Below are 23,441 nucleotides of genomic sequence, written 5' to 3'. Positions count from 1 at the left end.
CGTCATCTCGATCGTCACATCCCGCTCAGCTCGACACGCGAAAGATCGATCGACAAATGGTTCGCGGCCCGTGCCTTCTCGAGCGCCCAGTACACGACCTCGGGTGTGGCAGGGCAGCCCAGATCTACGCTCGTTCCAGGCGGGCCGAATGCTGCTGCCGCCTGACGCAACGCCTCTCGTACGGAGAAGGCGAGCATCAGCGGCGGCTCTCCGACCGCCTTGGAGCCGTAGACGGAGCCGTCCTCGTGGGCCTTCTCCAACAGCTGGACGTTGAAGGCCTCGGGCATCTCTGAGAAGCTTGGCAGCTTGTAGGTGCTGGCGGCCTGCGTTGCCAGCCGGCCACGGTCAGGGCCGTCGCTCTCGTCCCAGCGCAGGTCCTCGAGCGTCAGCCAGCCGGCGCCCTGGACGAACCCGCCCTCGATCTGGCCGATGTCGATCAGCGGGCTGAGGCTGTCGCCCACGTCATGGACGATGTCGACCCGGCGCAGTGTGTAGGCGCCGGTGAATCCATCGACCTCAACCTCCGAGGCCGCGACGCCGTACGCGAAATACTTGAACGGCTCGCCCCGCATCGCGACGGCGTCCCAGTGCAGGCCTTCGGTGCGATGGAAGCCGGCCGCCCAAAGCTGGACGCGTTGGAAGTACGCCGCACTGACAACTTCCTCCCAGGTCAGCGTTTCGCCACCGAAGGTGAGCCCGCGGACCCAGCCGTCGGCGAAACGCACGTCCTGCGGGCTGATCCCGAGCTTGCCACCGGCAACGTAGACGAGACGCTCCCGGATCTGCTCACAGGCGTTCTTGATCGCCGCGCCGTTGAGATCCGCTCCGGCACTGGCCGCAGTCGCCGAGGTGTTGGGCACCTTGTCGGTACGGGTCGGAGCCAGCCGGACGCGAGCCGGCGGCACGCCGAGCGCGGTCGCCGCGACCTGCAACATTTTAGTATGCAGGCCCTGCCCCATCTCGGTGCCACCGTGGTTGATCAAGACCGATCCGTCCCTGTAGACATGCACCAACGCCCCCGCCTGATTGAGCGCGGCCAGGTTGAACGCGATACCGAACTTCACCGGCGTCATCGCCAGCGCCCGCTTCGTCAGCGGATGGGTCGCGTTGAACCCCTCGATCTCCGCCTTCCGGCGCTCGACCTCGCCGCTGTCCAGTACTCCGCTCCAGCAGGATTCGAGCCGCTCAGCATGACGGACCGGCTGCCCGTACGGCGTCGTTTGATTCGGCTTGTACAGATTGCGGCGGCGCAACTCCATCGCGTCGAGCCCGAGCAGCGGCGCACACCGGCCCAGTAGATCTTCTACGACCAGCATGCCCTGCGGTCCCCCGAAACCGCGGAACGCCGTCTGGGAGGTCTTGTTCGTCTTCGCGATCCGCCCGTCAACGCGAACGTTCGGGATCCAGTACCCGTTGTCGACGTGGCATATCGCCCGAGCCAGCACCGGCTCCGACATGTCAAGGCTCCACCCACCATCGGCGGTGAGCGTCGCGTCGAGTGCCACCAGACGGCCCTCGTCGTCGAATCCGGCCCGCCACTGGCTGTGGAAGCCATGGCGCTTGCCCGTCATCGTCAGGTCCTGCGTGCGGTTGAGTCGCACCCGCACAGGCCGCCCGGTCATTCTCGTGCCGAGCGCCGCGATCGCGGCGAACCCGTGCGACTGCATCTCCTTGCCACCGAAGGCACCGCCCATACGCAGGCACTGCACGGTCACCGCGTGACTGGCCACGCCGAGCACCTTCGCGACGATCTCCTGCGTCTGCGACGGATGCTGGGTGCTGCTCTGGACGAAGACCTGACCGCCCTCGTCGATCATCGCGAGCGAGGAGTTGGTCTCGAGGTAGAAGTGCTCCTGGCCGGCGAACTCGAACTCACCCTGGAACACCTGCGGCGCCGCGGCCAACGCCACCTCGACGTTACCGTTCTCCAGGCGCAGATCTGACCCCAGAAAGTTGCCAGCAGCAATCGCCTCACGAATTGTCACCAGCGACGGAAGTTCTTGGTAATCGATCTCCACGGCCGCCGCTCCGAGCCGGGCCGCCTCGAGCGTCTCGCCCAGTACCCAACAGACGGCGTGTCCGTGGAACATCACCTCGGCCGGGAACAAGGGCTCGTCGTGCTTGACCCCGGTATCGTTGATCCCCGGAACATCTTCGGCGGTCAGAACACGAACCACCCCCGGGACGTCGTACGCCGACTTCACGCGCAGGGCGACGATCCGGGCGTGCGCATGCGGCGACTGGACCGGCCAGGCATGCAGGACACCGTGTGTCCTCCCGGTCAGGTCATCGGTGTAGAGCGCTTCGCCGGTGACGTGCAGCGCGGCGCTCTCGTGCGGGAGCGGCAGGCCGACGACAGCTTGCCGGGGTCTTTCGGACAGTTGGCTCACACGCTGACCCCTTCTGCTGCGAGGTGCTCGGCGTAGAAGCGGCGAAGCGACTGGCCGAGCATCGCCGAGCGGTACGACGCACTCGCGCGGTGATCGTCGATCGGAGTGCCCTCGGCTGCCATCACGATCGCCGCCTCGTGCACGTTCGACTCGGTCCACGCCCGGCCGACGAGTGCCTCCTCGGTAGCCCGGGCACGCAGCGGAGTCGCGGCGACACCGCCGAGGCCGATCATGGCGCGGCGGACGAGGCCATCCTCGATGTCGAGCGCATAGGCGACGGCGACGCTGGAGATGTCGTTGAGGCGCCGCTTCGCGATCTTGTGAAATGCGGTAAAGGGTGCCAACGGCAACGGAAGCATGACGGTCCGGATCAACTCGTCCGGAGCCTTCAGCGTCTGACGGTACCCGGTGAAGTAGTCCGCGACGGGAACCGCACGTTCGCCGCGGCGAGAAACCAGGACGATCGACGCGTCGAGGGCCAGGAGAGCGAGCTGCGTATCACCGATTGGAGAGCCGGTCCCGAGATTGCCGCCGATGGTGGCGCCGTTGCGGATCAGCCGCGACGCGAACTGCGGGAACAACTGCTCGAGCAGCGGTACCCGGCCGGTGAGCCGCCTCTCGATTTCGGTCAGTGTCAGCGCAGCACCCAGCTTGATCTCATTGCGACCGATCTCGAACTCCCTCAACTCGGCCAACCGGTCCACCGCGACGACCAAGGAGTCGCGGGCACCGCGCAGGTTCACCTCGACCCCGACATCGGTCGACCCTGCCACGATCCGCGCTCGGGGCTGCTCGGCCAGCACCTCGAGCACTTCGTCCAGACTCTCCGGCCGGAGGAACTCTGCGCCGGCCACCGCCAACCTGGTCACCGCCGGCGCGGGCGGCGGAGAGGACAGACGAGCCGCCAGCACGTCGCCCGCCTCCGGACCACCCAGCGCGTACGCCGCGTCCCGGATCGGCCGATACCCCGTGCAGCGGCACAGGTTCCCGCTCAGCGCGTTGAGGTCGAACCCGTTGGGACCATGCTCGGGGTCATGCCGGTCCGCAGCGCGCGCAGTACGGCCGGGGCGGTAGTACTCAGCTGCCATGCTGCACACGAAGCCGGGGGTACAGAAGCCACACTGCGAGCCGCCCCGGACGGCTATCTCTCGCTGGACCGGGTGCAGGTCGTTGCTCGTACCCAGGCCCTCCGAGGTGACGATCTCCTGGCCCTCCAGCGAGGCAACGGAGAGCAGACAAGCGTTGATCGCGGTCCATTCCGTCGCGCTCTCGAGTCCCGGTCTGGCGACCAGTACCGAGCACGCGCCGCACTCACCCTCGGCGCAGCCCTCTTTCGCGCCCGTCAGGCCTCGGTCGCGCAGCCAGTCCAGCACCGTGGTGTGGACGGATACGCCGTCGAGCATGGCATTTTGGCCGTTTACCTTGATCGTCGACATGGTTTGCTACTCCAGTGGGTCCTTGCACTGTGGGATGAGGCTCACCTCGGTAAAGACGTCGAAGCGCCGGCCGCCAGCGATCAGCCTGTCGCCCGCCTGTTCGCCGCCTTGGTCGCCGGCTGCGCGCACGTATCCGACAGCGGCAGAGCCGTACCACCAGAGCAACCCGTCCGGCTAGTTGTAGACGTAGATAAGTATGATTAAACATCATATATCCATACTCACTATCGGCCGCGCCCGCTGGCAGGCCGGTCAGTCAGCACATCCCTCGTCAGGACGGCTGGGCACTCCGGACGATCCGATGCTCCTGATCTCGCGCGATGAACCGCGACCACACCCGACCGGCTCAACGCGTCCGCCGTCGCTGACTGCGGTTCCTCCGATTCCGGCTCCCGCGGGATCAAGGCGTTCGGGAACTCCTGGCGTACGACGTACAGGTTGCCTTCGAAGTCACGGCGGAGCGCCGCGAACGAGCGACTTCCGCGACGTGTCGGCACCAGTCTCACCAGTCGACGCATCGGTGACTGCTTCGAGCTCGACTGGCGCCAGGCGAACTGGTAAGCCTGCGCCGCAGCCGAAGAACGTCCGGGGCGGCTCCCCGGCCTAAGCTGCTAACGCCGGGACCGCCCAGGGCGGGGCCGCGGTCATCGTGGCCGAATGCAGCGCAGCGGTCAGGGCGTCCACCTCAACGTTGGGCGGCTCACACTTTTCCCCGTCGCGGCCGGGACCAGGTCCCGCGTCTTCCGTTGATCCCACAGCGCGTCAAGCGGAGACACGGCACATCGCCCGGTCTGCATGGGTTGGGCCGATCGAACTTTCTCGGCCAGAGTGTGTAGTGGTTTTGTTCCATCGGACATATACGGGTGTGGAAGCGATGACGAAGCCCGAGGGCCTGGATCTCGACCAACTGTTCCGTGATCACGGGCCAGCGATCGTCGCGTATGCCCTTCGGCGTACCAGCGATCTGGAAGAGAGTCGCGACGTCTGCCAGGAGGTGTTCCTGGTGGCAGTACGCCGTGGTGAAGTTCCCGCGGGGCGGGAGTTGCCGTGGTTGTACCAAGTGGCTCGCAACGTCTTGGACGCTCGACGACGCCGAGACGGCCGGTCTCACCGGGCCTATGCCCGAGTCGGCGACGAATTGGTCAGCGGCGAACCGGTCGCGCCGGTTGACCCGCTCGGCGATCAGGTCGCGGCTGCAGACGAGCTGGCAGGCCTGCTGCGCGTGCTGCGTGACGATCTTCGTCTCGCCGACCAGGAAGTGCTGATGCTGACCGCCTGGGAAGGGCTGAGCCGCGCGGATCTCGCGAACGTGCTCGGTTGTTCGCCGGCGACGGCGGTGGTGAAGCTGGTGCGGGCCCGGCGACGTCTGCGGACCGCTTGGCAGCGGCGCCTCGAGCTGGATCGATCCGCAGCCGGCACAACAGGTACGACCCGACAAGCCCTGACGATGGGAGAGCGCCGATGAAGAATACGAAGATCGATCTCATGGATTCACTGCGGAGGGTAGACCCGGCAGCAGGAATGTCAGATAAGGCACTGCTAGGCGATCGCCACGCCGCTGAGCCGCGCAGTGCGACTGAGGTTGCGTGGCCGGTCGGGCAGCGGAGTGTTGATGCGGCGGTAGTCGATTTGGCGCCTCGGCGACGGGTGACCCGCCGGGCAGTGTTGGTCGCTGGCGCCGCCGGTATCGCAGTGGTGGCGGGCGTGGGCCTGGTGGCGGTGGAGCCATTCGGGTCAACCGGTGTCGCGGTCGCCGCGACACCCATGGTGCTGGATGGCGAGCTGCGGGCCGGTCGCCCGGCCAAGCAAGAGCTCCTGGCTTTGGCTAAAGTCGCGGCTGCGGACAGGGCGCTTCCCGGTGACGCCTCGACGCACACGGTGCGGATGTCGACGTGGGATCTCTCGGCGCGCGCGGACGGGGATCGGCTCGATTGGGCCGTCGTCCCGGAGGAGTCCGACCTGGTCTGGAGCGCAGACCGTCCGGGTCGGCTGACAGTGCGGGCGGGAACGCCGTTCTTCCCGTCGGACCAGCACCGCGATGCGTGGAAGCGCGCTGGGGCGTCGGTCGAGCCGGGCACGGTGATCCGTGACGAGTCGGTACCTGCTGGCGGGCGTCGGATCACACAGCTCGGTTCCGGGCCATCGACCCACAACTTCGTGTACCCGCTGCCTGCCCAGCCGAGGCCGCTTCTTGCGGCGATCAAGGCCGGGCTTCCGGTCGGCGTCGACGTCGACAGCACTGGTGCTCTCGTGACTGGCATCAGGGATTTGCACAGGGAGACGGTGCCGTCGCCTGGGACTCGGGCGGCTGTGCTGCGGTTGCTGGCCGAGCGCGGTGACGTGGTGTCGCTGGGGCTGCTGCAGGACCGGGCCGGGCGTTCGGGCCGGGCGTTCGCGGTCGACACGACCTATACGGGTCGGCCGGAGCGTCAGGTGCTGATGTTCGACCTGGTCACCGGAGCGCTGCTGGCCAGCGAGGACGTGCTGACCAAGAACGTTGACGCACTACGGGTGCCGGCTCCCGCAGTGATCAGCTACGCGTTGCTCTTCCCAGCCGGCCGTTAAGGGAGTCGACGAAGTTGTGCCCGGTGCGGGAAACGCGACCGGGCACAATGCGGAGGAAGGGGATGCCGGGTCGGGCCGGCAGGAACAGGTCCTGGCCCAGTTTCAGTCGCGGGGGTAAGGGGTTGTAGTTACTCGGCCCGCTAGACGACAGCTTGTTTGAGGCTAGCCTCGATCCGGGACGCCGATTGACTTTTGCAACAGGATCCCTCCGATGGCGAGCCCGCGGCCTCGGGCTCACTCCAGGCCGGGCGCTCGGGCAAGGCGGAGTTGTAGAGGTCCAGAGCGATCTGCAGGGCGACGCGGTCATCGGCGGTGGCGAACCACTCGTCGCGCAGTCGGGCCACGTCCCTTCGAGCACCCAGTCGTTGGCGGCACGGGTACCGTCACCGTGGCCGTAGGTCAGGCGGGCGCGTGCCCCGGAGTCTCGAAGTAGATGCTCGAGGTCCAGGCCGCGCCAATGCCGCGCAGCACCGTCTGCCACATGTGCCGAGTGGGTGTCGATCATGCCGGGCACCACGAGTGTGTTGTCCTTGAATTCGATCTCCTCGAACGGCACCGCAAGCCGTGGCGTCGGGACCCGCTTGAACAGGCGCGTGAAGACCTCCTGCAGTTCCACTCGCGCAAGCTGTTGCCCAAGGCACTGATGCGGGTCGAACCCGAAGGCCAGCACTATCTGACGATTGTGCAGTTCGGATTCATGGCGGCGTTTGCCATGTCCGATGTTGCTGTAACTGGAACAGACATTGTCGCCTCCTCATCGATCAAGCAGGGTCGTCCTTGAGGTGATAACTATGGACAAGCAGAAAAATTTGACTGCTCAAGCGGTTGATGTCGTCGTCGTCGGGGGTGGGGCCGCCGGGTTGAGCGCAGCGTTGCTACTCGGCCGATCCCGCCGCTCGGTCCTCGTCGTGGACTCGGGACAGCCGCGCAACGCACCTGCCGGCGGAGTGCATGGACTGCTCGGCAGGGAGGGTGTTACGCCATCAGACTTGCTGGCCACGGGGCGCGACGAGGTCCGCAGCTACGGCGGAGAAGTCCTCGCCGGGGAGGTCAGCAGCGCACGACGAGACGAAGACGGAGACGGGTTCACCGTCACTCTTGACGACGGAATGCAACTGCGAGCTCGCCGCTTGCTGATCGCGACTGGCTTGGTCGATGTGCTACCGGACGTCCCCGGGCTCGCGCAGCAGTGGGGGCACGACGTCGTCCACTGTCCGTACTGCCACGGCTATGAGGTCCGCGACCGAGCAATCGGCATCCTGGCCACCGCGGCGCCGTCTGTTCACCATGCCTTGTTGTTCCGCCAGCTCAGCGACGACCTGACCTATTTCACTCACAGAACCGAGCTCACTGCCGAGCAGAAGGAACAGTTCGACTCCCTCGGCATCACGGTAGTTCTGGGAGAAGTCGCTGCGCTCGAGGTTTCCGATGGCAACTTGACCGGTCTCAAGATGGCGGACGGCCGGCTGATTGCTCGCGAGGTCATCGCGGTGGCGACACGCATGGAAGCGCGAGCAGGCTTCCTCGGTGAGCTCGGCCTGGACCCGGTGGAACATCCCAGCGGGATGGGACACCATCTGCCTGCGGATCAATTCGGTCGCAGCCCCGTGCCGGGAGTCTGGCTAGCCGGAAACGTGACCGACCTGACAGCGCAGGTCGGAGCATCAGCCGCCGCCGGAGCAACCGCAGCACAGCACCTCAACGCCGACCTCGCCACCGAGGACGCCCTCGCCGCGGTCGAACGCCGCCGCGCGACCGCGCAGACCCTCACTTCCGACGGCGCACCTTCAGAACTGAACGACGCGTGACCGGTGCCCACTCCGCTTCAGCCCCCGGCGCGGAGCAACCGTCGACGACGCGGCACCTCGGGCTGGCGCTGGCTCTCATCTCCCTCACCCAGTTACTGATCGTGGATGGCTCGATCGTGACCATCGCGCTGCCCTACATCGGCAGTGACCTCGACATGTCCGAGGCCAGCCTCACCTGGCTCATCATCGGCTATGCGCTCTCCTTCGGCGGACTGTTACTACTCGGCGGCAGACTCGGTGACCTGTTTGGCTACCGGCGAATGCTGATGACCGGTCTGACCGCATTCGCCGCTGCCTCCATCCTCGCGGGCTGGCCAGCAGCGAACCTGTTCTGATCACCGCCCGAGCGCTTCAGGGCACCAGCGCAGCTCTCATCGCCCCTGCGGCCCTCGCCCTGATCACCACGACCTTTCCGCAGGGCGCGGCCCGCAACCGGGCCTTCGGCTGTACGCCGCGATGTCCGGCGCCGGCGCGGGATTCGGCCTGATCATCGGCGGCTGGCTGACCGGCCTGGACAGCTTCTTCGGACTCGAACTCGAGGCTGGCGCCTGACGTTCCTGATCAACCTGCCGATCGCGCTGACCGTCGCGGCCCTGGCCCCCAGGCTGCTACGCGAGTCGCCCCGCAGGCCCGGGCGGATCGACGTCCCCGGCGCACTCACGAGCACGGTGGGGCTGGGCGCTTTGGTGTACGGCCTCACCAGGGCAGGCGAAGGGCATGGCTGGGCCGACTCCGGTACGGTCGTCAGCCTCGCCGCCAGCGCGGCGCTGCTCATCGTCTTCGTGCTGGTAGAACGACACGTAGCGCACCCTCTGCTGCCACTGCGGATCTTCCGCAGCCGAGTGCGCGCCGGCAGTTACATCGCGTTGACGCTCGCGATGGCCGCGATGTTCGCCATGTTCTACTTTCTCACCCTGTTCGTGCAGCAGATCCTCGGCTACCGGTCGCTGGTGGCCGGTATCTCGTTCCTGCCCTTGTCCCTCGGGATCGTGCTCGCGGCCACGATGGCAGGAAAACTGATGGCCCGCGTCCAGCCGCAGATCATCGCTGGCATCGGCACACTGCTCGCGGCCTTCTCGATGCTGATGTTCTCTCGGCTCTCGGTGGACGACAGCCCGGCCGCCGCGGTACTGGCCGCCGGCAACGGCACCACCGTCGGCGGAGACGTCAGCTACTGGAGCGACGTGTTTCCGTACTTGATCACCATGGCCGTCGGAATGGGCATGGTGCTGGCCGGCCTCATTCCGGCGTCGCTGTACCGAGTCGCACCGGAGGACGCCGGCGTCGGCTCAGGACTGTTCAACGCCGCACAGCAACTCGGCGGATCAATCGGTCTCGCCGTACTCAGCACAGTCGCCCTGCACTTCTCCGACCAGCGCACCGAACAGGTTGCCGGCCCGATCACCGCGGCACTGCCCGACGATCCCGGCGCGGTGGAACGCGCACTGTTGCAAGCCACCTTCACCGAAGGAGTCACCCACGCCTTCCTGGTCGGGTCGTTCCTGCTGCTGATCGCCTCCCTGGTCATCTGGACGACCACACACCTGAAGCCGGGCGAGACCAACGCGGACGGGGCGCACGTCGGCTAGCTCGTCGGCCGAGGCTCATTCGCGAGGTGTTCTTGTGGAGGTGGTCGGCGACCGGTCGCAAAAAGCCCCTGAGGGCTTGCAGCTGGCCGGCTGGAATGTGATCGAGGATGAGTTTGCGGATCTGGCCCATGTGGCAGGCGGCCGCTGACAGGACACGCGGCGACCGTCCCTCGCCGCGCACCTCGGGCGAGGGAAGTGGACTGGTCGTGCTTCTCGACCGCGGTGGACAACCTCGTCACCAGTATCGCCAAGAGTCACCAAGCGGTTGGTGCCGAGCGCCTCGACACCAGCTCGCGGATCAGCGTCGCGTACGCCGGTGCACTGGCCCGAACCACCTCCAGCCCTGCTCACTGGTCCCGATCTCCGGATACTGCGCGTCACGAGCGATCCGCTCGATCAGCCCACGCTTCTCCATGCGGATCAGGTGGTGCGACATCCAGCTCCTCTCCCACTGAGTCACCTGCCCCAAGCTCGAGCGCCCGCAACCGTGCCGTCGGGGCCTCGGACAAGTTCATCAGGATCTCGAAGTCCGACGCCGACAGGGCGAACTCGCGATGCACATGGCGCGCGAGGTGCGTCTCCAGTGACTCCACATCAGCAGGTAGCTAGGCCACGCCCGCTGCTCATCACCCGCAAGCCACGGTTCTTTCACCAGGTCACCACTTCCGCGTTGGTTAACGCATCGACCAAAGCCGCTGGGTCGAGAGATTCGCCCTAGCCTGCAGTGCCGTCAGCGCCCTGACGGGTTGAGCGCCTCGCGCCACAATTTCTCTCCCGCAGCGGCTCGCAGGCGGTCGCGGCTCGCGTCGGCCAATCGCCGCGCTCGCGCGAAGCCGTTGCCGAGCAGCTCACCGTTGCGCTTGACGACCCGCCCGCCTACCACCACTGTGTCCACATCGGACGTCGACGCCTGCAGAACGGCCGCACCGACCGGGTTGATCATCGGCGTCATGTGCGGCGACGAAGTGTCGAGTACGACGATGTCGGCGCGTTTCCCGGGGGTCAGCGATCCGAGCTGATCCTGCAGTCCCATCGACCGGGCACCACCGATGGTGGCGTGAGCAAGCACGTCCAGTGCCCGCAGTTCGTTGATGTCCACGAGCCCTCCCTGCTCGTGAGCGCGCAGATGCGCCAGGCCTCGGTCCGCGGCCAGCGTCGCGCGCATGGCGTGGAACATGTCACCGCTGAACCAGGTCACGGTGTCCACCGACAGACTGGTGGGAATGCCGTACCTCCGCAACTTCTCGGTGGGAGGATACCCTTGCCCGCCGTGCAAGTCGCTTTCCGCCGCCACCGAGGCTGTCCCCCCACTTTCAGCGATCAGTCGGTACGACTCGTCCGTGAAAGTTGTCGCGTGCACATATGTCGTGCTCGGCAGCAGTAAGCCGGCGTCACGCAACCTCTCCGGCAGGTCGGCGGGCTGCCGGCCCACGACGCCGGCATGGGTGGTGATTTCGAACCCGCGGTCGCGGGCCCAAGTCCAGGCCGGCCGCTCGGGGAAGTCGGCGGTGAACACGTCGAGCGCGATCTGCAAGGTGACCCGCTCGTCGGCGGTCGGGAACCGCTCCGATCGCAACCGGTCGATGTCACCGCGCAGAACCCAGTCCTGCGCCGGCTCGGCGTAGTTGCCGTAGGCAAGCCTGGCGCGTGCACCGGAGTCCAGCAGCGCGTCGACCACCGCGTCGGCATGCTGAGGGGTGCGCATATTGTGCGACCAGTCCACGACGGTGGTTGTACCGCTGTCGACCGCTTCGATCGCCCCCAGCAAGCTGCCGGCGTACACGTCATCGGGCGTGAACAGCGGTCCGAAGCGACCGAACATCAGGTCGACGTAGTTGCCGAGTGTCCAATCAGCGGCGATCCCGCGCAGGACCGTCTGCCACATGTGCCGGTGGGTATCGATCATGCCTGGCTGGACCAGCTTGCCCTGCAGGTCAAGCACGGCGGCGTCGGCAGGAGCTCGCAGACGCCGTCCGATCGCGGCAATGCGCCCGTCAATCACCAGCACGTCGGCCCTCGGCACTACACCCCGCGCCGGATCCATCGTAATGACAGTTCCTCCACGCAGGAGCAACGGCCGGCCAGGGCGTAGATCGACTTCTCGCGACCGCGTAGTGGTCGCGCTTGCCGTCGGGACAACGGTCGTCGCGGCGACCGCGGCACCCGCCGCCCCCGCGCGCTGCAGCAGTTTGCGTCGTGACCATTGCGGAGCGGGCGCGGCACCGTCCGGGCTCGGGGTGGCCGACGATGGCTCATCACTCAGGGACATCGGTTCTCCTCACGACTTCGGGACCGGACAAGGTCGTTCGATCGCCTAGTAGTTAATGTTTGAATCATAGAATTATCTGCCTGCGCAGGCAAGTTTTAGCCGCTAGATGCAGGCTCCTGCCCCCAACGACCGGTTGCGGTGGTCAGTTTGTTGACTTCATGTGCACTTGAGGTTGGACCGTAGCGTCATGGATGAGTCCGCGCAGCCCGACCTCATCGAGATGAGGCCCGACGTGATTGCTTTGCAGGTGAAGTCGTTCGAGCTGCTGAAGCTCGGCCCAGGTGACCGCTTCCTCGATGACGTCGACCGTGGCAACGAGCAAGCGCTCGGTCAGCTGATTCGCGCCCAGATCAGAACGATCGGCGTCGACACCGATCCTGCGGTCGTGACGAGCGCTCTGGCCTTCGATCCCAACGCGCCACTAAACGTCGCACCAGCGGATCGACTGCCCCTGAAGGACGGAACCCTCGACGGCTACCGCACTTCCCCGCACTTCCCCTTGATCAGCGATCTTCGAGCGACTTTGGTTGAGGCTCGGCGCGTCCTGCGACCCGGCGGTCGAATCGTGCTCGTCGGGCCAGACTACGGCTTCTTCTTGATGGATAGCGACGATCACGATCTCACCGACGTGATCGGCCTTGGCCTTGAGTCCCGCTTGACCTTCCCTCGAGCCGCGCGGAGCTACCGGAATGTTCTCCTCGATGTCGGCTTTTCCGGCGCGCAGGTGGATGTTCACACCGAGGTGATCACGGACTACCAGAGATTGAGCGGACAACTCAAGACTGCAGCTGAGGCTGCGGTCACCAAGTCGTTAATCACCCGTGGTGAAGCCAACAGCTGGCTGACCGAGCAGGTCGAGCGTGGTCACCGTGACCGCTTCTTCGCAGTCCTGCCGACCTTGCTTGTTGCAGCAAGCCGATGAGCATCAGCTCCTCGTTGTGTACCACCGGCTGCGAAGGTCGCTGTGAGCGAGCTCACTCGTGCGATGGGGCTTGCTTTCAAGAGCGGTTGAACTTTTAGCATCTAGTGCCAGACCGCTGCGAGCCGCGCCTCCGGACGGTCAAGAGCCGGCCCTGCGTCACATCACCACGCGCTCGCGATCCTCAAGAAGTACAGCTGACTCACCAAGCCTCTAGGAGCCTTTCCCTTGTCCGCACCCCTTCGCGTCGCCGTCGTCGGCGCCGGACCCGCCGGCATCTATGCCGCCGACATCCTTATTCAACTTGTGCCCGATGCTCGGGTGGACCTGTTCGAAAAGCTGCCCGCCCCCTACGGACTCGTCCGTTACGGAGTATCCCCGGACCATCCTCGGATCAAGAAGATCATCGAGTCGCTCCACGTCATGCTGGAAGCTGGGCGCCTCCGGCTCCTGTGCAACATCGACATCGGCACCGATCTCACCGTCGATGAACTCCGCAGTGCCTATGACGCGGTGATCATTGCTACCGGGGCCATCACCGACGTCCCGCTGAACATCCCAGGAGTCGAACTACCTGGTTCATTTGGAGCCGCCGACTTCGTCTCCTGGTACGACGGACACCCGGACGTCCCGACCTTGTGGCCCCTCGAAGCGGAGTCAGTCGGTGTCATCGGCGCCGGCAACGTCGCCCTCGACGTGAGCCGTATGCTGATCAAGCACGCTCACACCTTGCTCGAGACCGACATCTCCGACAACGTCCACAGCAGCCTCGCCGCGAACCCGATCCGCGACCTGCACCTGTTCGCTCGCCGCGGACCTGCCGACGTCCGGTTCTCACCGACCGAGATGCGTGAGCTCGGCCAGCAGCACGACGTCGACATCGTCGTTGATCCTGCCGACCTCGAAGCCGACCCACACATCGAGCGGATGACCAGGCAGTTCGCCCCGACTCGGCATGTCGTGGAAACGATGCGTGGTTGGGCGGCCATCGCCGACTCTGAACGCACCGCGTCTCGGCGGGTCCATCTGCACTTCTATCAGGCTCCGGTCGCGATCCTCGGGAGCGACAAAGTCGAGGGGCTCCGGATGGAGCGGATGACACCGGATGGCTATGGCCACGTAACCCCATCAGGTACATTCGTCGACCACCAGGTACAAGCCGTTTATCGCGCGATCGGCTACGCCAGCACTCCACTGCCGGGAGTACCTTTCGACCATGCCGCCCGCACGGTCCCACACCGAGACGGTGCCGTCACCGACGAGAACGGCAACAACATCCCCGGACTTTTCGCCACCGGCTGGATCAAGCGCGGCCCGGTCGGCCTGATCGGCTCCACCAAGTCCGATGCCCGGCAAACAATCGAGACTCTGCTTGACCAGATCGGCCGCTATACCAGGCAGACGGAACCAGTGGATATCGAAAGGATCGTCGACGCGCACTGCCAGCACCACATCGACTGGGACGGCTGGTTGCGCATCGACGCGGCAGAACAACAGCTCGGAGCTGATCGTGGCCGCCACCGGATCAAGATCATCAGCCGCAAAGAGCTGACCACTATCGGAAGGACGCCTGCTTCACCTGACACCGCACGTGGATCTCAGCGACGATGACCGTAAGGGCCACGCTATCCGGCAACAACTTCCTCCAGGACGCACCAGGCCGCGTCCCCACCCTGTCACGTGCCGACTGGTGTCCACAACAACCGCCCGCGCACATCGAATCCATGGCCAACATGCCTAGCCGAGCCACGACTATGACCGTGATCGCATCGTTCGCGGTGAGCCCGCTCGTAGCGATGCCCTGAGTATCTGCTTCGACGTCGGCGGCGTGAACACGCAGAGCCTCCTCCGCACCTGCCGACGGATCCGCGAGCAAACCCTGGCATGCGACCGACAACGAGCGGTGCGACAGATCGGAGGGCCGGCCGGGCCGAGGTCATCAGCTGGTGCTCAGCCGATGACCTCGGACTGGATTTTCGGCAGTACCGAACCTGAAGGACTGACGCCGACCGATGAGTAGGTCGCTGCGTTCGCCCCAACCTGGCAACCAGCCGCGTTCTCAAGCGCCTTCTGCTCCTCCAGAGAAAGAACTTCGTCAGTCGGCGGCGATGGCGCAATACCGGCGCAGTTTCATGAGTTCCGCTCGTTCCGGAGGAGAACGGCGGCAACAGGGACTGTTAGAGCAAGGACCGCGGCGCCGACGATGAAGGTTGTCTGCAAGGCGGGCATAGAGAACGTGATGCCGGTGTGGTTGCCGGCAATGTTGACGTAAACGGTGTTCAGGAGGGCAACGCCCACTGCCCCGCCGACCTGTTGCGCGACGTTGAGAACGGCGCTGGCCACACCTACATCAGACGGATCGACCCCGGAAACGGCGTGGTTATTCAGCGGCGTCAGCGCGAGGCCGAGTCCCAACCCCAACAGAATCGTCACTGGCAGCGTGCCGCCGAGCAGCCCTGGCGATCCAGACAGCTGGGACAGCATTCCCATTCCGATCGTCGCCACCGACAGGCCGATGACGGCGAGTGCTTTTGCTCCGACCCGGGCGTGAAGCCGTGGCACACTTAGTGCCGCGGCGACCAGGACGATACTGAAGGGAACCAAGGCTAGGCCGGCCTGTAGCGGGCTGTAGCTCAGGTGATCCTGGAAGTAGTACGGCAGCAGCAGAAACATTCCAAACATCGACGCCATGGCGAGACCGGTGATCAGGAACGCGCCGGCGCGGTTTCGATCGGTGAGGACGTGAAGTGGGAGGAGCGGTTCCTGGCCTCGCTTCTGCCAGAAAACGAAAGCCGTCAGCAAAGCCAAAGCCGCGACCAGCAAGATGATGGGGGTCGGCGAGGTCCAACCGCTCTCGCCTGCCAACGTCAGGGCCGCCACCAAGCCGGTGGTCGCGCCGACGGCCAAGATCGCGCCAAGCACGTCGTAGCGACGACGGCCGCTGGCGCGGGACTCGGTCAAGGTCAGAAGACCGATGCCAAGCGCGATGGCCGCGAAGACGACGTTGATGAACATCGACCAGCGCCAGCTGAGGTAGTCCGTCAGCACACCCCCGATCACCAAGCCCATACCGCCGCCGCTACCTCCCGCTGCGGTGTAGATCGCGAAGGCTTTGGCCCGCTCGCGGGTCTCGACAAAAGTGGCCGACAGCAAGGACAGCGCGGAAGGCGCCAGTGCGGCGGCAGCTACGCCTTGCACGGCTCTGGCCGCGATCAGCACAGCAGGAGTGGTCGCGAGGCCGCCCGCCAACGATGCCAGACCGAAAACGACGAGCGAAATCATCAAGGTACGCTTACGTCCGGCGTAGTCGGCGATCCGACCGCCCAGCAGGAGCAGTCCGCCAAAAGTGATTGCGTACGCTGTCACTGCCCAGCCGCGGCCGACGTCACTCAAGCCCAGCTCACGCTGCATCTGCGGCAAAGCTATGTTGATCACGGTTGCGTCCAAGACAACCATCAAAGTGGCTGTGGTGATCGCCGCCAGCGCAAACCACTTCGATCTGCTCTTAGTATCAGAAGCTATATCAGGCAAGGTCATCGACCTGTTCTCCTTCATCGGACTCGGCACGCCATCACTCTGCCGCGCTATGGCGACCGTCGCAAAGAACGTTGCCATTTCGGCAACGCTGCGGGCGTCAGGTCTCGATGACCCACTGCCGGAGCGGTGTGCGCACGGGCACCTCGCCGTGCACACCTCCGGATGACCGATCACTATTGATCGGAAGCGCGCTCAGCCCGACGGCTCCCGCGTAATCGCATCCGGCCAGGATCGATTCGACTCACAGCAGTACACGATCACGCCGTGCCTGGAACAGGCCTAGGAGTTGTCAGCGAGGACGACTTCGAGCAGACCCGGGAACCGCATGTCGAGATCTTCGCGGCGCAAGGTGAGGTACAGCTTGCGCCCGGAGGGACGCTGCTCGATCACTCCGCTCTCGCGCAGCGCCCGCCAGTGATGAGTCAGTGACGATCGGGGGACGCCAGGAAGGATCTCGCCACAGAAGACCTCCGACCCGGTGGCCAACGCGCGCACGATCTCCATGCGAACGGGGTGCCCTAGGGCCGCGAGCACATCGACCAGTTCAATTCGCTCGGCGTCTGGGTGGTGAAGTGCCGCCATGACCTCATTGTACGCATATCGCGTACATGACCTCAGTGAGCGTTGACAGCCAGCCCTTCATGTACGAGACTCTCGTACAATAATAGTACGAGATTCGCGTACTGTCGTACAACGCGTCCCGTACTTCCTCTGATGCGTGAGCGCACACCTGCGCCGCGGCCATCTTGATCGCACTGGAGAAGGTTTCATGACTCTGTCCCTGGATACGTCGGTTTCCGACGCCGCTCTGGCCCGATCCCTCGACGGCGACTTCACCAGCCGTCACGCCGAGGTCAACGGCATCTTCATGCACTACGTCACCGGAGGCAGTGGCGAGCCATTGTTTCTTCTGGGTGGATGGCCTCAGACCTGGTGGCAGTGGAACATGGTCATGCCTGCGCTGGCGCGCCACTACCGAGTTTTCGCCGTGGATCTTCGCGGCATGGGCGGCTCGAGCAAGCCTGTCGACGGATACGACAAGAAGACAATGGCTCAAGACATCCACGAACTCGCCCGCCACCTGGGTCTGGACCGAATTCACATTGCAGGTCACGACATCGGTGCCATGGTCGCGTACGCGCACGCGGCCAATCATCCGGAGGCCACCGCGAAGATCGCGATGCTGGACGTGGCACACCCAGACGACGGCTGGTCCTCCTTCGGTTTGCTGCCCGAATCCGACCAGCACGTTGAATCGGTCATCGAGTCGGGCACCCGTTCTTACCTGTGGTGGTTCGCCTTGAACCAGGTCAACAACCTGCCGGAGGTCCTCTTTGAGGGGCGGATGCGGCTGCTGGTGAACTGGCTGTTCAACCGCCAGGCCAAAGACCCAGACTCGATCGACGACCATTCGCGCGAGGTGTACACCCACGCTTACAACTCGGCAACCGCGATCCGAGCGGGCAACGCATGGTACAAGGCGTTCAACCAAGACATCATGGACGCCCAGAGCTATTCGCCAGTCACCGCACCGTTGCTCGCGCTGGGCGGCGCCGAGAGCAACTACATCTACCTGCGGGAGCTGATGCCCGCCAAGGGAACGGACGTACGGGTCGTCGAGATCGCCGACTGTGGTCACTACATCCCCGAAGAACAGCCGCAAGCCGTCGTGGACGAGCTGATCGCCTTCCTTGGCGAGCTCGGCTCGATCCGATGAGCGCTGCGGAGACTGTCGTCCCGCAGCTGCTTGTGCGGCGCGTCCTGGCCGAATTCGCCGGCGGCGTCCTGCTCGTTTTTCTCGGCATCTCGGCCATGATCGCCGTCACATGGGTCGCCGAACCCTTGGCCGACTGGCCGGGAGGTCGGTACCTGCTCAGTCTGCTGCTCGGCCTCGCGTTCGGGTACGCGGTCACCCTGGTGGTGTACTCGCCCCTCGGTCGGATCAGTGGCCAGCTGAACCCATCCTTCACCCTGGTGCACTGGATGGCTGGGTGGCAGTCCGCTCGTACGACCGCCTTTTACCTCGTTGCGCAGCTGGTCGGTGGAGCACTCGGCGGCGCAGCCCTGCTCGTCTGGAGAGCGCGCGGAGCCGAGTTCCGGTACGGCGCGACGGTACCGATGCCCCAGGTGTCGTTGTGGATTCCCGCGGTTGCCGAGCTCGTGAGTACGATGCTGATCGCCCTCGCAATTATCGCGATCGCCCGCGGTCGGGTCACCGGCAGCTGGGCATTCCATCTCGTGCCGATACTTTACGGCGTCCTGGCTCCAGTCGCGGCCCCGCTTTCGGGTCTCAGTACGAACCCTGCGCGCACGCTGGGCCCGGCTCTGGTCGCCGATCAGTACGAACATCTGTGGTTCTACTTCGTGGTTCCACCACTCGGCGCCGTCCTCGCAGTGCTCGTCAGTCCGAGCTTGTGGCCGCGCAACCGACAGCGGATTCTGCCAGGCGGCGACGCGCCGAACGATGACGCGCGAATCCCGCGGACCGAAGCTCCGCGCGCTAGTGGTGGCCTCGGTGACGGCCGCACCCGCGCGGACCGTACCCGAGCCTGGTTCCGAGGGCCGGACTAAAGCTCCAGGGGCGATCGCGGCCGTAGTCGCTTCGAGCAGCTCCGTTGGGCCCGCACAAGGGTGCAACGCCATGAGGTGACATCGATTCGCTCGGCGCCGACAACCAGAGCGGAATATTTGCCTGCACAGATAAGTTTCATCAGACGTTGAGGTGCTCTGCCTCTGCAAGCCTGGAGAGGAACGGGAATGACCTTCGAGATTGGCATCATGACGTTCGGTGAGCTGACCGAGGACTTCGCCACCGGTGCCGTACCGTCGCCGCGGCAACGCGTCCGCGAAACGATCGAGCAGGCGAAACTCGCGGACGACGTGGGGCTCGACATCTTCGGAGTCGGCGAGCACCACCGGTCCGACTTCGTCGGCTCGGCTCCAGCGATCCTGCTGGCAGCCGCAGCGATGCGCACAGAGCGCATTCGCCTAACGAGTTCGGTGACCGTACTCAGTTCAGAGGACCCGATCCGCGTCTGGGAGCAGTTCGCGACGATCGACCTGTTGTCCGCCGGCCGCGCCGAGATCATCGCGGGACGCGGCTCGTACACGGAGTCCTTCCCGCTGTTCGGGTACGACTTGCGGGACTACGCGGAGCTGTTCCGTGAGAAGCTCGATCTGCTGCTCAAGATTCGTGACCGGAACCCACTGACGTGGCAAGGACGCTTCCGCTCCCCTCTGGTCAACGCGGACATCGCCCCTCGGGCAGATGGCGACACCATCCCGATCTGGGTCGGGGTCGGAGGATCACCGGCGTCCGCCGTCAGCACGGGGCGGCTCGGCCTGCCGATGGCGCTCGCCCTGCTACTGGGTCCGTTGAGCTCGCACAGGGAGACGGTCGAGCTTTACCGGGAGGCCGCCGCGCAGACAGGGCATGATGCAGCCGCGCTGCCGATCAGCATCAACGCCCACGGCTACGTCGGGAGTACCAGCCAGCAGGCCCGGGACGTTATGTACCCGTACTTCGCGCAGGGCATGTTGGACAACAACCACCAGCGAGGCGAAGGCTTCTACCTGTCCCGTCCCACGTTCGACGTGCAGTCTTCGCCGGGGGCCGGCCTGCTCGTCGGCAGCTCCCAGGAGGTCGTCGACAAGTTGCTCACCTACCACCAGCTCTATGGCCTCAACCGTGCCATCCTCCAGGTGGGCTTCGGCGGGATGCCACAAAAGCAGCACCTGGAAGCGATCGAGCGGCTCGGTACCGAGGTGGCGCCGATCGTCCGACGCGAGGTCGCCGCCCGGGAGGAGAAGGCAGCATGACCACCACCATCACATCCACCGTCAGCGAGGGGGGTACGGCTGCCGGTGCCGCGTCCGCCGCCGGAACCGCACGGCCCGAGCAGCCGAACGGAGCGACGCTGCGCGTCGTCGTAGTCAACGGCAGCCCGAACCAGCCCTCGAAGACGATGGGGCTGGTCGACGCCGTAGTCGGCACCCTGAAAGGAATGCTTCCTGTCCAGATGTCCCAGATCGACGTGTACCGCCTGGGGCCTGGTTTCACCGGGGCGATCGAGCGCGACGACATCACCGCCGAGACCACCCCCGATGTCGAGGCCGCGCTTCGGCTCGCCGAGCAGGCTGATCTCCTGATCGCGGCGACTCCGGTGTTCCGCGGCTCCTACCCCGGCCTGTTCAAGCACTTCTTCGATCTGGTCGACCAGTACGCGCTGGCCAACAAGCTCGTCCTGCTGGTCGCGACCGGTGGAAGCGAGCGCCACACGCTCGCCCTGGATCATGCACTGCGGCCGCTGTTCGCGTTCTTCCAGTCGATGACCGTGCCCGTAGCGTTCTTCGCCTCCGCAGGAGACTTCGACGGGACCGTCCTGCTCAACCCTCGCGTCTACGGCCGCATCGAGATGGGCCTCACCGATGTCGTGGACCTGCTCCGGACCCGTGCGAGCGGAACTTCGAAGTAGTCTCGAGGGCACTGCCCTGTGGCCACCGATTGCAGTCGGCAGGCGGATCTCTCTAGCTTCTCGGCGACCCGGTGACAGAGCCAACGCGATACGGTGGCAGCGTGGAAAGTGAAGAGTTCGGCGCGCTCGATCAAGCGGCCTGGAGCGGATTTCTCCGGACTCACGATCGGTTGTGGCGAGCGATGGAAGCCGGCTTGGCTCCACTGAACGTCAGCATGGCCGAGTTGGACGTACTCCTCGCTCTCAACGCCGCCCGGCCGCGCGGCGTACGGATGTCGGACCTGGCCGAACGGCGCCTGATGTCCAGCGGGGGCTTCACCCGACTGGCGGATCGGCTGGAGGAACGCGGTTTGATCGAGCGGCGTCGCTCCACCGTCGATGGCCGCAGCCTCGAGATGGTCATGACGGCACAGGGCCGCGCGCTGCTTCGCCGTGCGCGGCGTCAGCACCATGTCGATGTACGTGCTCTGTTCCTGGACCGGCTCGGCGAGGACGACCTCCGCCAACTGAGCGCGATCTGGGCCGCGCTGGATCCTGCCGGCACTCACCCGGACGACGACGAAGCCGCGTCTTGACCACTACATCTCACCCTCGGCCGATGCGTCCAAGCGCGAGCACGACCGCGTCGTACCGACGTGGAACTACCTCACCGCCCATGTCTATGGCAACCTCGTCGTCCACGACGCCCCGGGCTGGCTGGACACCCTGGTCCGGCGCCTGACAGCAATGCAGGAGGCCGACTCGGCGCAGCCGTGGTCAGTGGACGACGCACCCGCGAAGTTCGTCGCCGGCCAACTGCGCGCGATCGTCGGGGAACGGCTGATGATCACCGGATCGAAGCGAAGCTGAGCTGAGCTGAGCCAGAACCGGTCCGAAGCCGACATTGACGACGGCGTCACATCACTGACCACCCGAGGCGACTCCGACGCCGCCAGGCCGTACGAGCAGCAAAACCAGCTCGCTGAGGGCACCGCGGTCGTGCGGGCCGGACTCCGACCGAACCTGACCGAGACTGGCGTCTTCGGTATGGATTGGAGCCGTCGCCGGTCAGCTGGACCTTGAACGGGCACGGACGTGCACACGCTCGCCTTGTTGTCCGAACAGGCTCAGGATCTCGGCTGCCCCTGAGGGAGGGGTCCCGAACCAGTGGGGCGTTCGGGTGTCGAATTCCGCGGCCTCTCCGGGGCCGAGCAGAAGGTCGTGCCCGGCCAGGACGAGCCGCAGACGACCGGTCATGACGTACACCCACTCGTACCCTTCATGCACGTTGAGATCGGGGTCGGTCGCCGCTCCGGGTGGGTAGATCATCTTGTAGGCCTGGATGCCGCCCGGTCGCCTGGTCAGCGGCAGCATCGTCACGCCGTCCCGGACCACCGGCCGCAGATGGATCCTCGGGTCACCGGTGGGGGGCGCGCTGACCAGCTCGTCAAGGGTGACCCCGTAGATTCGGGCGAGCGGGAACAGCATCTCCAGGCTGGCCCGCCGCTGCCCCGACTCGAGCCGAGACAACGTGCTCTTGGAAATCCCCGACTCGCCGGCCACCACATCCAGGGTCAGCTGCCGCTGAGTCCGGAGTTGCCGGAGCCGGGGACCAGCTGCAGCGATAGCGCGTTCCAGTTCTTCAGACACCTCGCAATGTTGCCATAACGGGGACATGAGTCGTCCGCCTGCGCACACCTACCGTGCTCGTCGAGCAGGTTGATCGAGATGAAGGAGCCGAAATCGCCACCGAAGCGGTTGACGTGACTGGTGTTGACGGCGGCGCCGGGCTGATCGGAGCGTTGCTGCTCGCCCGTTGGCGCCGCTCGGTCGTTGTGGCCGATGCGGGGCATCCGCGGCGGCCCAGGGGAAGGACGGCGAGTACGAGCTCATCATCGTTGACGCACAGGCCCCCCGACTGACCGCCTGCAGGGGGGATCGCCGTCTATCCCGAGAATCGACGCGTGGCGGCCGGGTACCGGCGTCACCCCGAACGCGCAACGGTGTAGCAGGAGACCGGCAGCAGCCTTGGTTCCCGACTGCCGTGACAACGCCGGGCGCGCTGCTGATCACAATCGAGGGCGAGTCCTTCGCGGCCGGCGTCGGGCGGTAGAAGGATCAGCGGATCGAGGTGCGGGGATCGCGTTGCAGGCGCGGTACCTTCAGCGGCCGACCCGACCTTCCGCCGGGGACGACTTCGATTGTCATTCCGACGGAGGCGGCTCGCCCATCATCCGGCGAGGTCGTCCTGGATGAACCGGGCGCCGTGTTCGCCGATGACAACGGCCGGTGCCAGGAGGTTCCCACTGGCGGGCGGAGTCCGGAAACATCGATCAGCGGAGCCCGCGTGCTCCGTTGACTCGAAGCCGCGAATCGACGACTGCGGTGGGGTCGGCCCATGCTGGCGGCAGGACGTTGCGGTTCCGTGTCGCCGATCTTGTTGTGGATCTCCGCGGCCCGATCCTCGCGACTTC

22 protein-coding genes are annotated in these 23,441 nt (G+C 65.6%); 14 read left to right on the top strand and 8 right to left on the bottom strand.

Annotated features, from left to right (window positions below; genetic code table 11):
- Nucleotides 1–14 precede the first annotated feature (14 nt).
- Together xdhB and HDA39_RS41560 are read right to left on the bottom strand one after the other, a co-directional pair.
- Nucleotides 15–2,390 (bottom strand): xanthine dehydrogenase molybdopterin binding subunit, encoded by a 2,376-nt coding sequence (xdhB, locus tag HDA39_RS41565; protein ID WP_184805253.1) that lies wholly within the window; start codon nt 2,388–2,390, stop codon nt 15–17.
- Nucleotides 2,387–3,826: a xanthine dehydrogenase small subunit gene (locus HDA39_RS41560; protein WP_184805250.1), complete on the bottom strand. Its 1,440-nt coding sequence runs from the start codon at nt 3,824–3,826 to the stop codon at nt 2,387–2,389. The genes xdhB and HDA39_RS41560 overlap by 4 nt, the downstream gene beginning before the upstream one ends.
- Nucleotides 3,827–4,700: 874 nt before the next feature.
- Between HDA39_RS41560 and HDA39_RS41555 the strand changes: the two genes are divergently transcribed.
- The 6 genes from HDA39_RS41555 to HDA39_RS41535 all read left to right on the top strand — a co-directional run bounded on the left by HDA39_RS41555 (nt 4,701) and on the right by HDA39_RS41535 (nt 9,788).
- A complete protein-coding gene (locus tag HDA39_RS41555) occupies nt 4,701–5,291 on the top strand; it encodes an RNA polymerase sigma factor (protein ID WP_184805248.1) in 591 nt (196 codons plus the stop codon).
- Complete coding sequence (locus tag HDA39_RS41550; protein ID WP_184805245.1) at nt 5,288–6,391, top strand: CU044_5270 family protein; 1,104 nt, start codon at nt 5,288–5,290, stop codon at nt 6,389–6,391. The genes HDA39_RS41555 and HDA39_RS41550 overlap by 4 nt, the downstream gene beginning before the upstream one ends.
- A gap of 433 nt (nt 6,392–6,824) precedes the next feature.
- Nucleotides 6,825–7,172, top strand: coding sequence for a hypothetical protein (locus HDA39_RS41545; RefSeq protein ID WP_184805242.1), 348 nt, complete (start codon nt 6,825–6,827; stop codon nt 7,170–7,172).
- A gap of 10 nt (nt 7,173–7,182) precedes the next feature.
- Entirely contained in the window at nt 7,183–8,199 is a 1,017-nt protein-coding gene (locus HDA39_RS41540) for an NAD(P)/FAD-dependent oxidoreductase (protein ID WP_184805239.1), read from the top strand.
- A complete protein-coding gene (locus tag HDA39_RS42945; protein WP_337926114.1) occupies nt 8,196–8,534 on the top strand; it encodes an MFS transporter in 339 nt (112 codons plus the stop codon). The genes HDA39_RS41540 and HDA39_RS42945 overlap by 4 nt, the downstream gene beginning before the upstream one ends.
- 213 nt (nt 8,535–8,747) lie before the next feature.
- Entirely contained in the window at nt 8,748–9,788 is a 1,041-nt protein-coding gene (locus HDA39_RS41535; protein ID WP_337926150.1) for an MFS transporter, read from the top strand.
- A 298-nt stretch (nt 9,789–10,086) separates the two neighbouring features.
- On the opposite strand, the gene HDA39_RS41530 is transcribed toward HDA39_RS41535, so the two are convergent.
- Entirely contained in the window at nt 10,087–10,224 is a 138-nt protein-coding gene (locus HDA39_RS41530) for a hypothetical protein (RefSeq protein WP_184805237.1), read from the bottom strand.
- A 294-nt stretch (nt 10,225–10,518) separates the two neighbouring features.
- Nucleotides 10,519–12,057, bottom strand: coding sequence for an amidohydrolase family protein (locus HDA39_RS41525; protein WP_273482685.1), 1,539 nt, complete (start codon nt 12,055–12,057; stop codon nt 10,519–10,521).
- A gap of 187 nt (nt 12,058–12,244) precedes the next feature.
- Between HDA39_RS41525 and HDA39_RS41520 the strand changes: the two genes are divergently transcribed.
- Complete coding sequence (locus HDA39_RS41520; protein WP_184805230.1) at nt 12,245–12,979, top strand: methyltransferase domain-containing protein; 735 nt, start codon at nt 12,245–12,247, stop codon at nt 12,977–12,979.
- 225 nt (nt 12,980–13,204) lie between these two features.
- Entirely contained in the window at nt 13,205–14,587 is a 1,383-nt protein-coding gene (locus tag HDA39_RS41515; protein ID WP_184805227.1) for an FAD-dependent oxidoreductase, read from the top strand.
- Nucleotides 14,588–15,106: 519 nt separating this feature from the next.
- Here the strand turns inward: HDA39_RS41515 and HDA39_RS41510 are convergent.
- Nucleotides 15,107–16,591, bottom strand: a complete 1,485-nt coding sequence (locus HDA39_RS41510) for an MFS transporter (protein WP_184805224.1) — start codon at nt 16,589–16,591, stop codon at nt 15,107–15,109.
- Nucleotides 16,592–16,792: 201 nt separating this feature from the next.
- Nucleotides 16,793–17,095: an ArsR/SmtB family transcription factor gene (locus tag HDA39_RS41505; RefSeq protein WP_184805221.1), complete on the bottom strand. Its 303-nt coding sequence runs from the start codon at nt 17,093–17,095 to the stop codon at nt 16,793–16,795.
- 187 nt (nt 17,096–17,282) lie between these two features.
- Here HDA39_RS41505 and HDA39_RS41500 point away from each other — a divergent pair, with 187 nt between their 5' ends.
- The 6 genes from HDA39_RS41500 to HDA39_RS41475 all read left to right on the top strand — a co-directional run bounded on the left by HDA39_RS41500 (nt 17,283) and on the right by HDA39_RS41475 (nt 21,837).
- Nucleotides 17,283–18,230, top strand: coding sequence for an alpha/beta fold hydrolase (locus HDA39_RS41500; protein WP_184805218.1), 948 nt, complete (start codon nt 17,283–17,285; stop codon nt 18,228–18,230).
- Nucleotides 18,227–19,084, top strand: a complete 858-nt coding sequence (locus HDA39_RS41495; RefSeq protein ID WP_184805215.1) for an aquaporin — start codon at nt 18,227–18,229, stop codon at nt 19,082–19,084. The genes HDA39_RS41500 and HDA39_RS41495 overlap by 4 nt, the downstream gene beginning before the upstream one ends.
- Before the next feature lie 186 nt (nt 19,085–19,270).
- Nucleotides 19,271–20,332 carry an LLM class flavin-dependent oxidoreductase gene (locus HDA39_RS41490; RefSeq protein WP_184805212.1) on the top strand — a complete coding sequence of 354 codons (1,062 nt, stop codon included), beginning with the start codon at nt 19,271–19,273 and terminating at the stop codon, nt 20,330–20,332.
- Entirely contained in the window at nt 20,329–20,988 is a 660-nt protein-coding gene (locus HDA39_RS41485; RefSeq protein ID WP_184805208.1) for an NAD(P)H-dependent oxidoreductase, read from the top strand. The genes HDA39_RS41490 and HDA39_RS41485 overlap by 4 nt, the downstream gene beginning before the upstream one ends.
- 101 nt (nt 20,989–21,089) lie before the next feature.
- On the top strand, nt 21,090–21,563 hold the full coding sequence (locus HDA39_RS41480) for a MarR family transcriptional regulator (RefSeq protein ID WP_184805205.1): 474 nt from the start codon (nt 21,090–21,092) through the stop codon (nt 21,561–21,563).
- Complete coding sequence (locus HDA39_RS41475; protein WP_184807050.1) at nt 21,520–21,837, top strand: FMN-binding negative transcriptional regulator; 318 nt, start codon at nt 21,520–21,522, stop codon at nt 21,835–21,837. Before HDA39_RS41480 ends, HDA39_RS41475 begins: the two co-directional genes overlap by 44 nt.
- 198 nt (nt 21,838–22,035) lie before the next feature.
- Here the strand turns inward: HDA39_RS41475 and HDA39_RS41470 are convergent, their stop codons facing one another.
- Together HDA39_RS41470 and HDA39_RS41465 are read right to left on the bottom strand one after the other, a co-directional pair.
- The gene (locus HDA39_RS41470) at nt 22,036–22,617 is read right to left on the bottom strand and encodes a helix-turn-helix domain-containing protein (protein WP_337926149.1); all 582 of its coding nucleotides are present in this window, start codon (nt 22,615–22,617) and stop codon (nt 22,036–22,038) included.
- The gene (locus HDA39_RS41465; protein ID WP_184807065.1) at nt 22,542–22,820 is read right to left on the bottom strand and encodes a hypothetical protein; all 279 of its coding nucleotides are present in this window, start codon (nt 22,818–22,820) and stop codon (nt 22,542–22,544) included. Before HDA39_RS41465 ends, HDA39_RS41470 begins: the two co-directional genes overlap by 76 nt.
- Between the last annotated feature and the right edge of the window lie 621 nt (nt 22,821–23,441).

Source organism: Kribbella italica (assembly GCF_014205135.1).
GTDB classification, from domain to species: Bacteria; Actinomycetota; Actinomycetes; order Propionibacteriales; family Kribbellaceae; genus Kribbella; species Kribbella italica.
This window is presented reverse-complemented; position numbering and strand designations above follow the sequence as displayed.

Coding starts and splice junctions, on each gene's coding strand:
- HDA39_RS41525 (WP_273482685.1), bottom strand. CDS start 12,057: ATGTCCCTGAGTGATGAGCCATCGTCGGCCACCCCGAGCCCGGACGGT.
- HDA39_RS41485 (WP_184805208.1), top strand. CDS start 20,329: ATGACCACCACCATCACATCCACCGTCAGCGAGGGGGGTACGGCTGCC.
- HDA39_RS41545 (WP_184805242.1), top strand. CDS start 6,825: ATGCTCGAGGTCCAGGCCGCGCCAATGCCGCGCAGCACCGTCTGCCAC.
- HDA39_RS41465 (WP_184807065.1), bottom strand. CDS start 22,820: ATGCCCCGCATCGGCCACAACGACCGAGCGGCGCCAACGGGCGAGCAG.
- HDA39_RS41550 (WP_184805245.1), top strand. CDS start 5,288: ATGAAGAATACGAAGATCGATCTCATGGATTCACTGCGGAGGGTAGAC.
- HDA39_RS41520 (WP_184805230.1), top strand. CDS start 12,245: ATGGATGAGTCCGCGCAGCCCGACCTCATCGAGATGAGGCCCGACGTG.
- HDA39_RS41530 (WP_184805237.1), bottom strand. CDS start 10,224: ATGTCGCACCACCTGATCCGCATGGAGAAGCGTGGGCTGATCGAGCGG.
- HDA39_RS41500 (WP_184805218.1), top strand. CDS start 17,283: ATGACTCTGTCCCTGGATACGTCGGTTTCCGACGCCGCTCTGGCCCGA.
- HDA39_RS41510 (WP_184805224.1), bottom strand. CDS start 16,591: ATGGCAACGTTCTTTGCGACGGTCGCCATAGCGCGGCAGAGTGATGGC.
- HDA39_RS41555 (WP_184805248.1), top strand. CDS start 4,701: ATGACGAAGCCCGAGGGCCTGGATCTCGACCAACTGTTCCGTGATCAC.
- HDA39_RS41540 (WP_184805239.1), top strand. CDS start 7,183: ATGGACAAGCAGAAAAATTTGACTGCTCAAGCGGTTGATGTCGTCGTC.
- HDA39_RS41495 (WP_184805215.1), top strand. CDS start 18,227: ATGAGCGCTGCGGAGACTGTCGTCCCGCAGCTGCTTGTGCGGCGCGTC.
- HDA39_RS41490 (WP_184805212.1), top strand. CDS start 19,271: ATGACCTTCGAGATTGGCATCATGACGTTCGGTGAGCTGACCGAGGAC.
- HDA39_RS41505 (WP_184805221.1), bottom strand. CDS start 17,095: ATGGCGGCACTTCACCACCCAGACGCCGAGCGAATTGAACTGGTCGAT.
- HDA39_RS41560 (WP_184805250.1), bottom strand. CDS start 3,826: ATGTCGACGATCAAGGTAAACGGCCAAAATGCCATGCTCGACGGCGTA.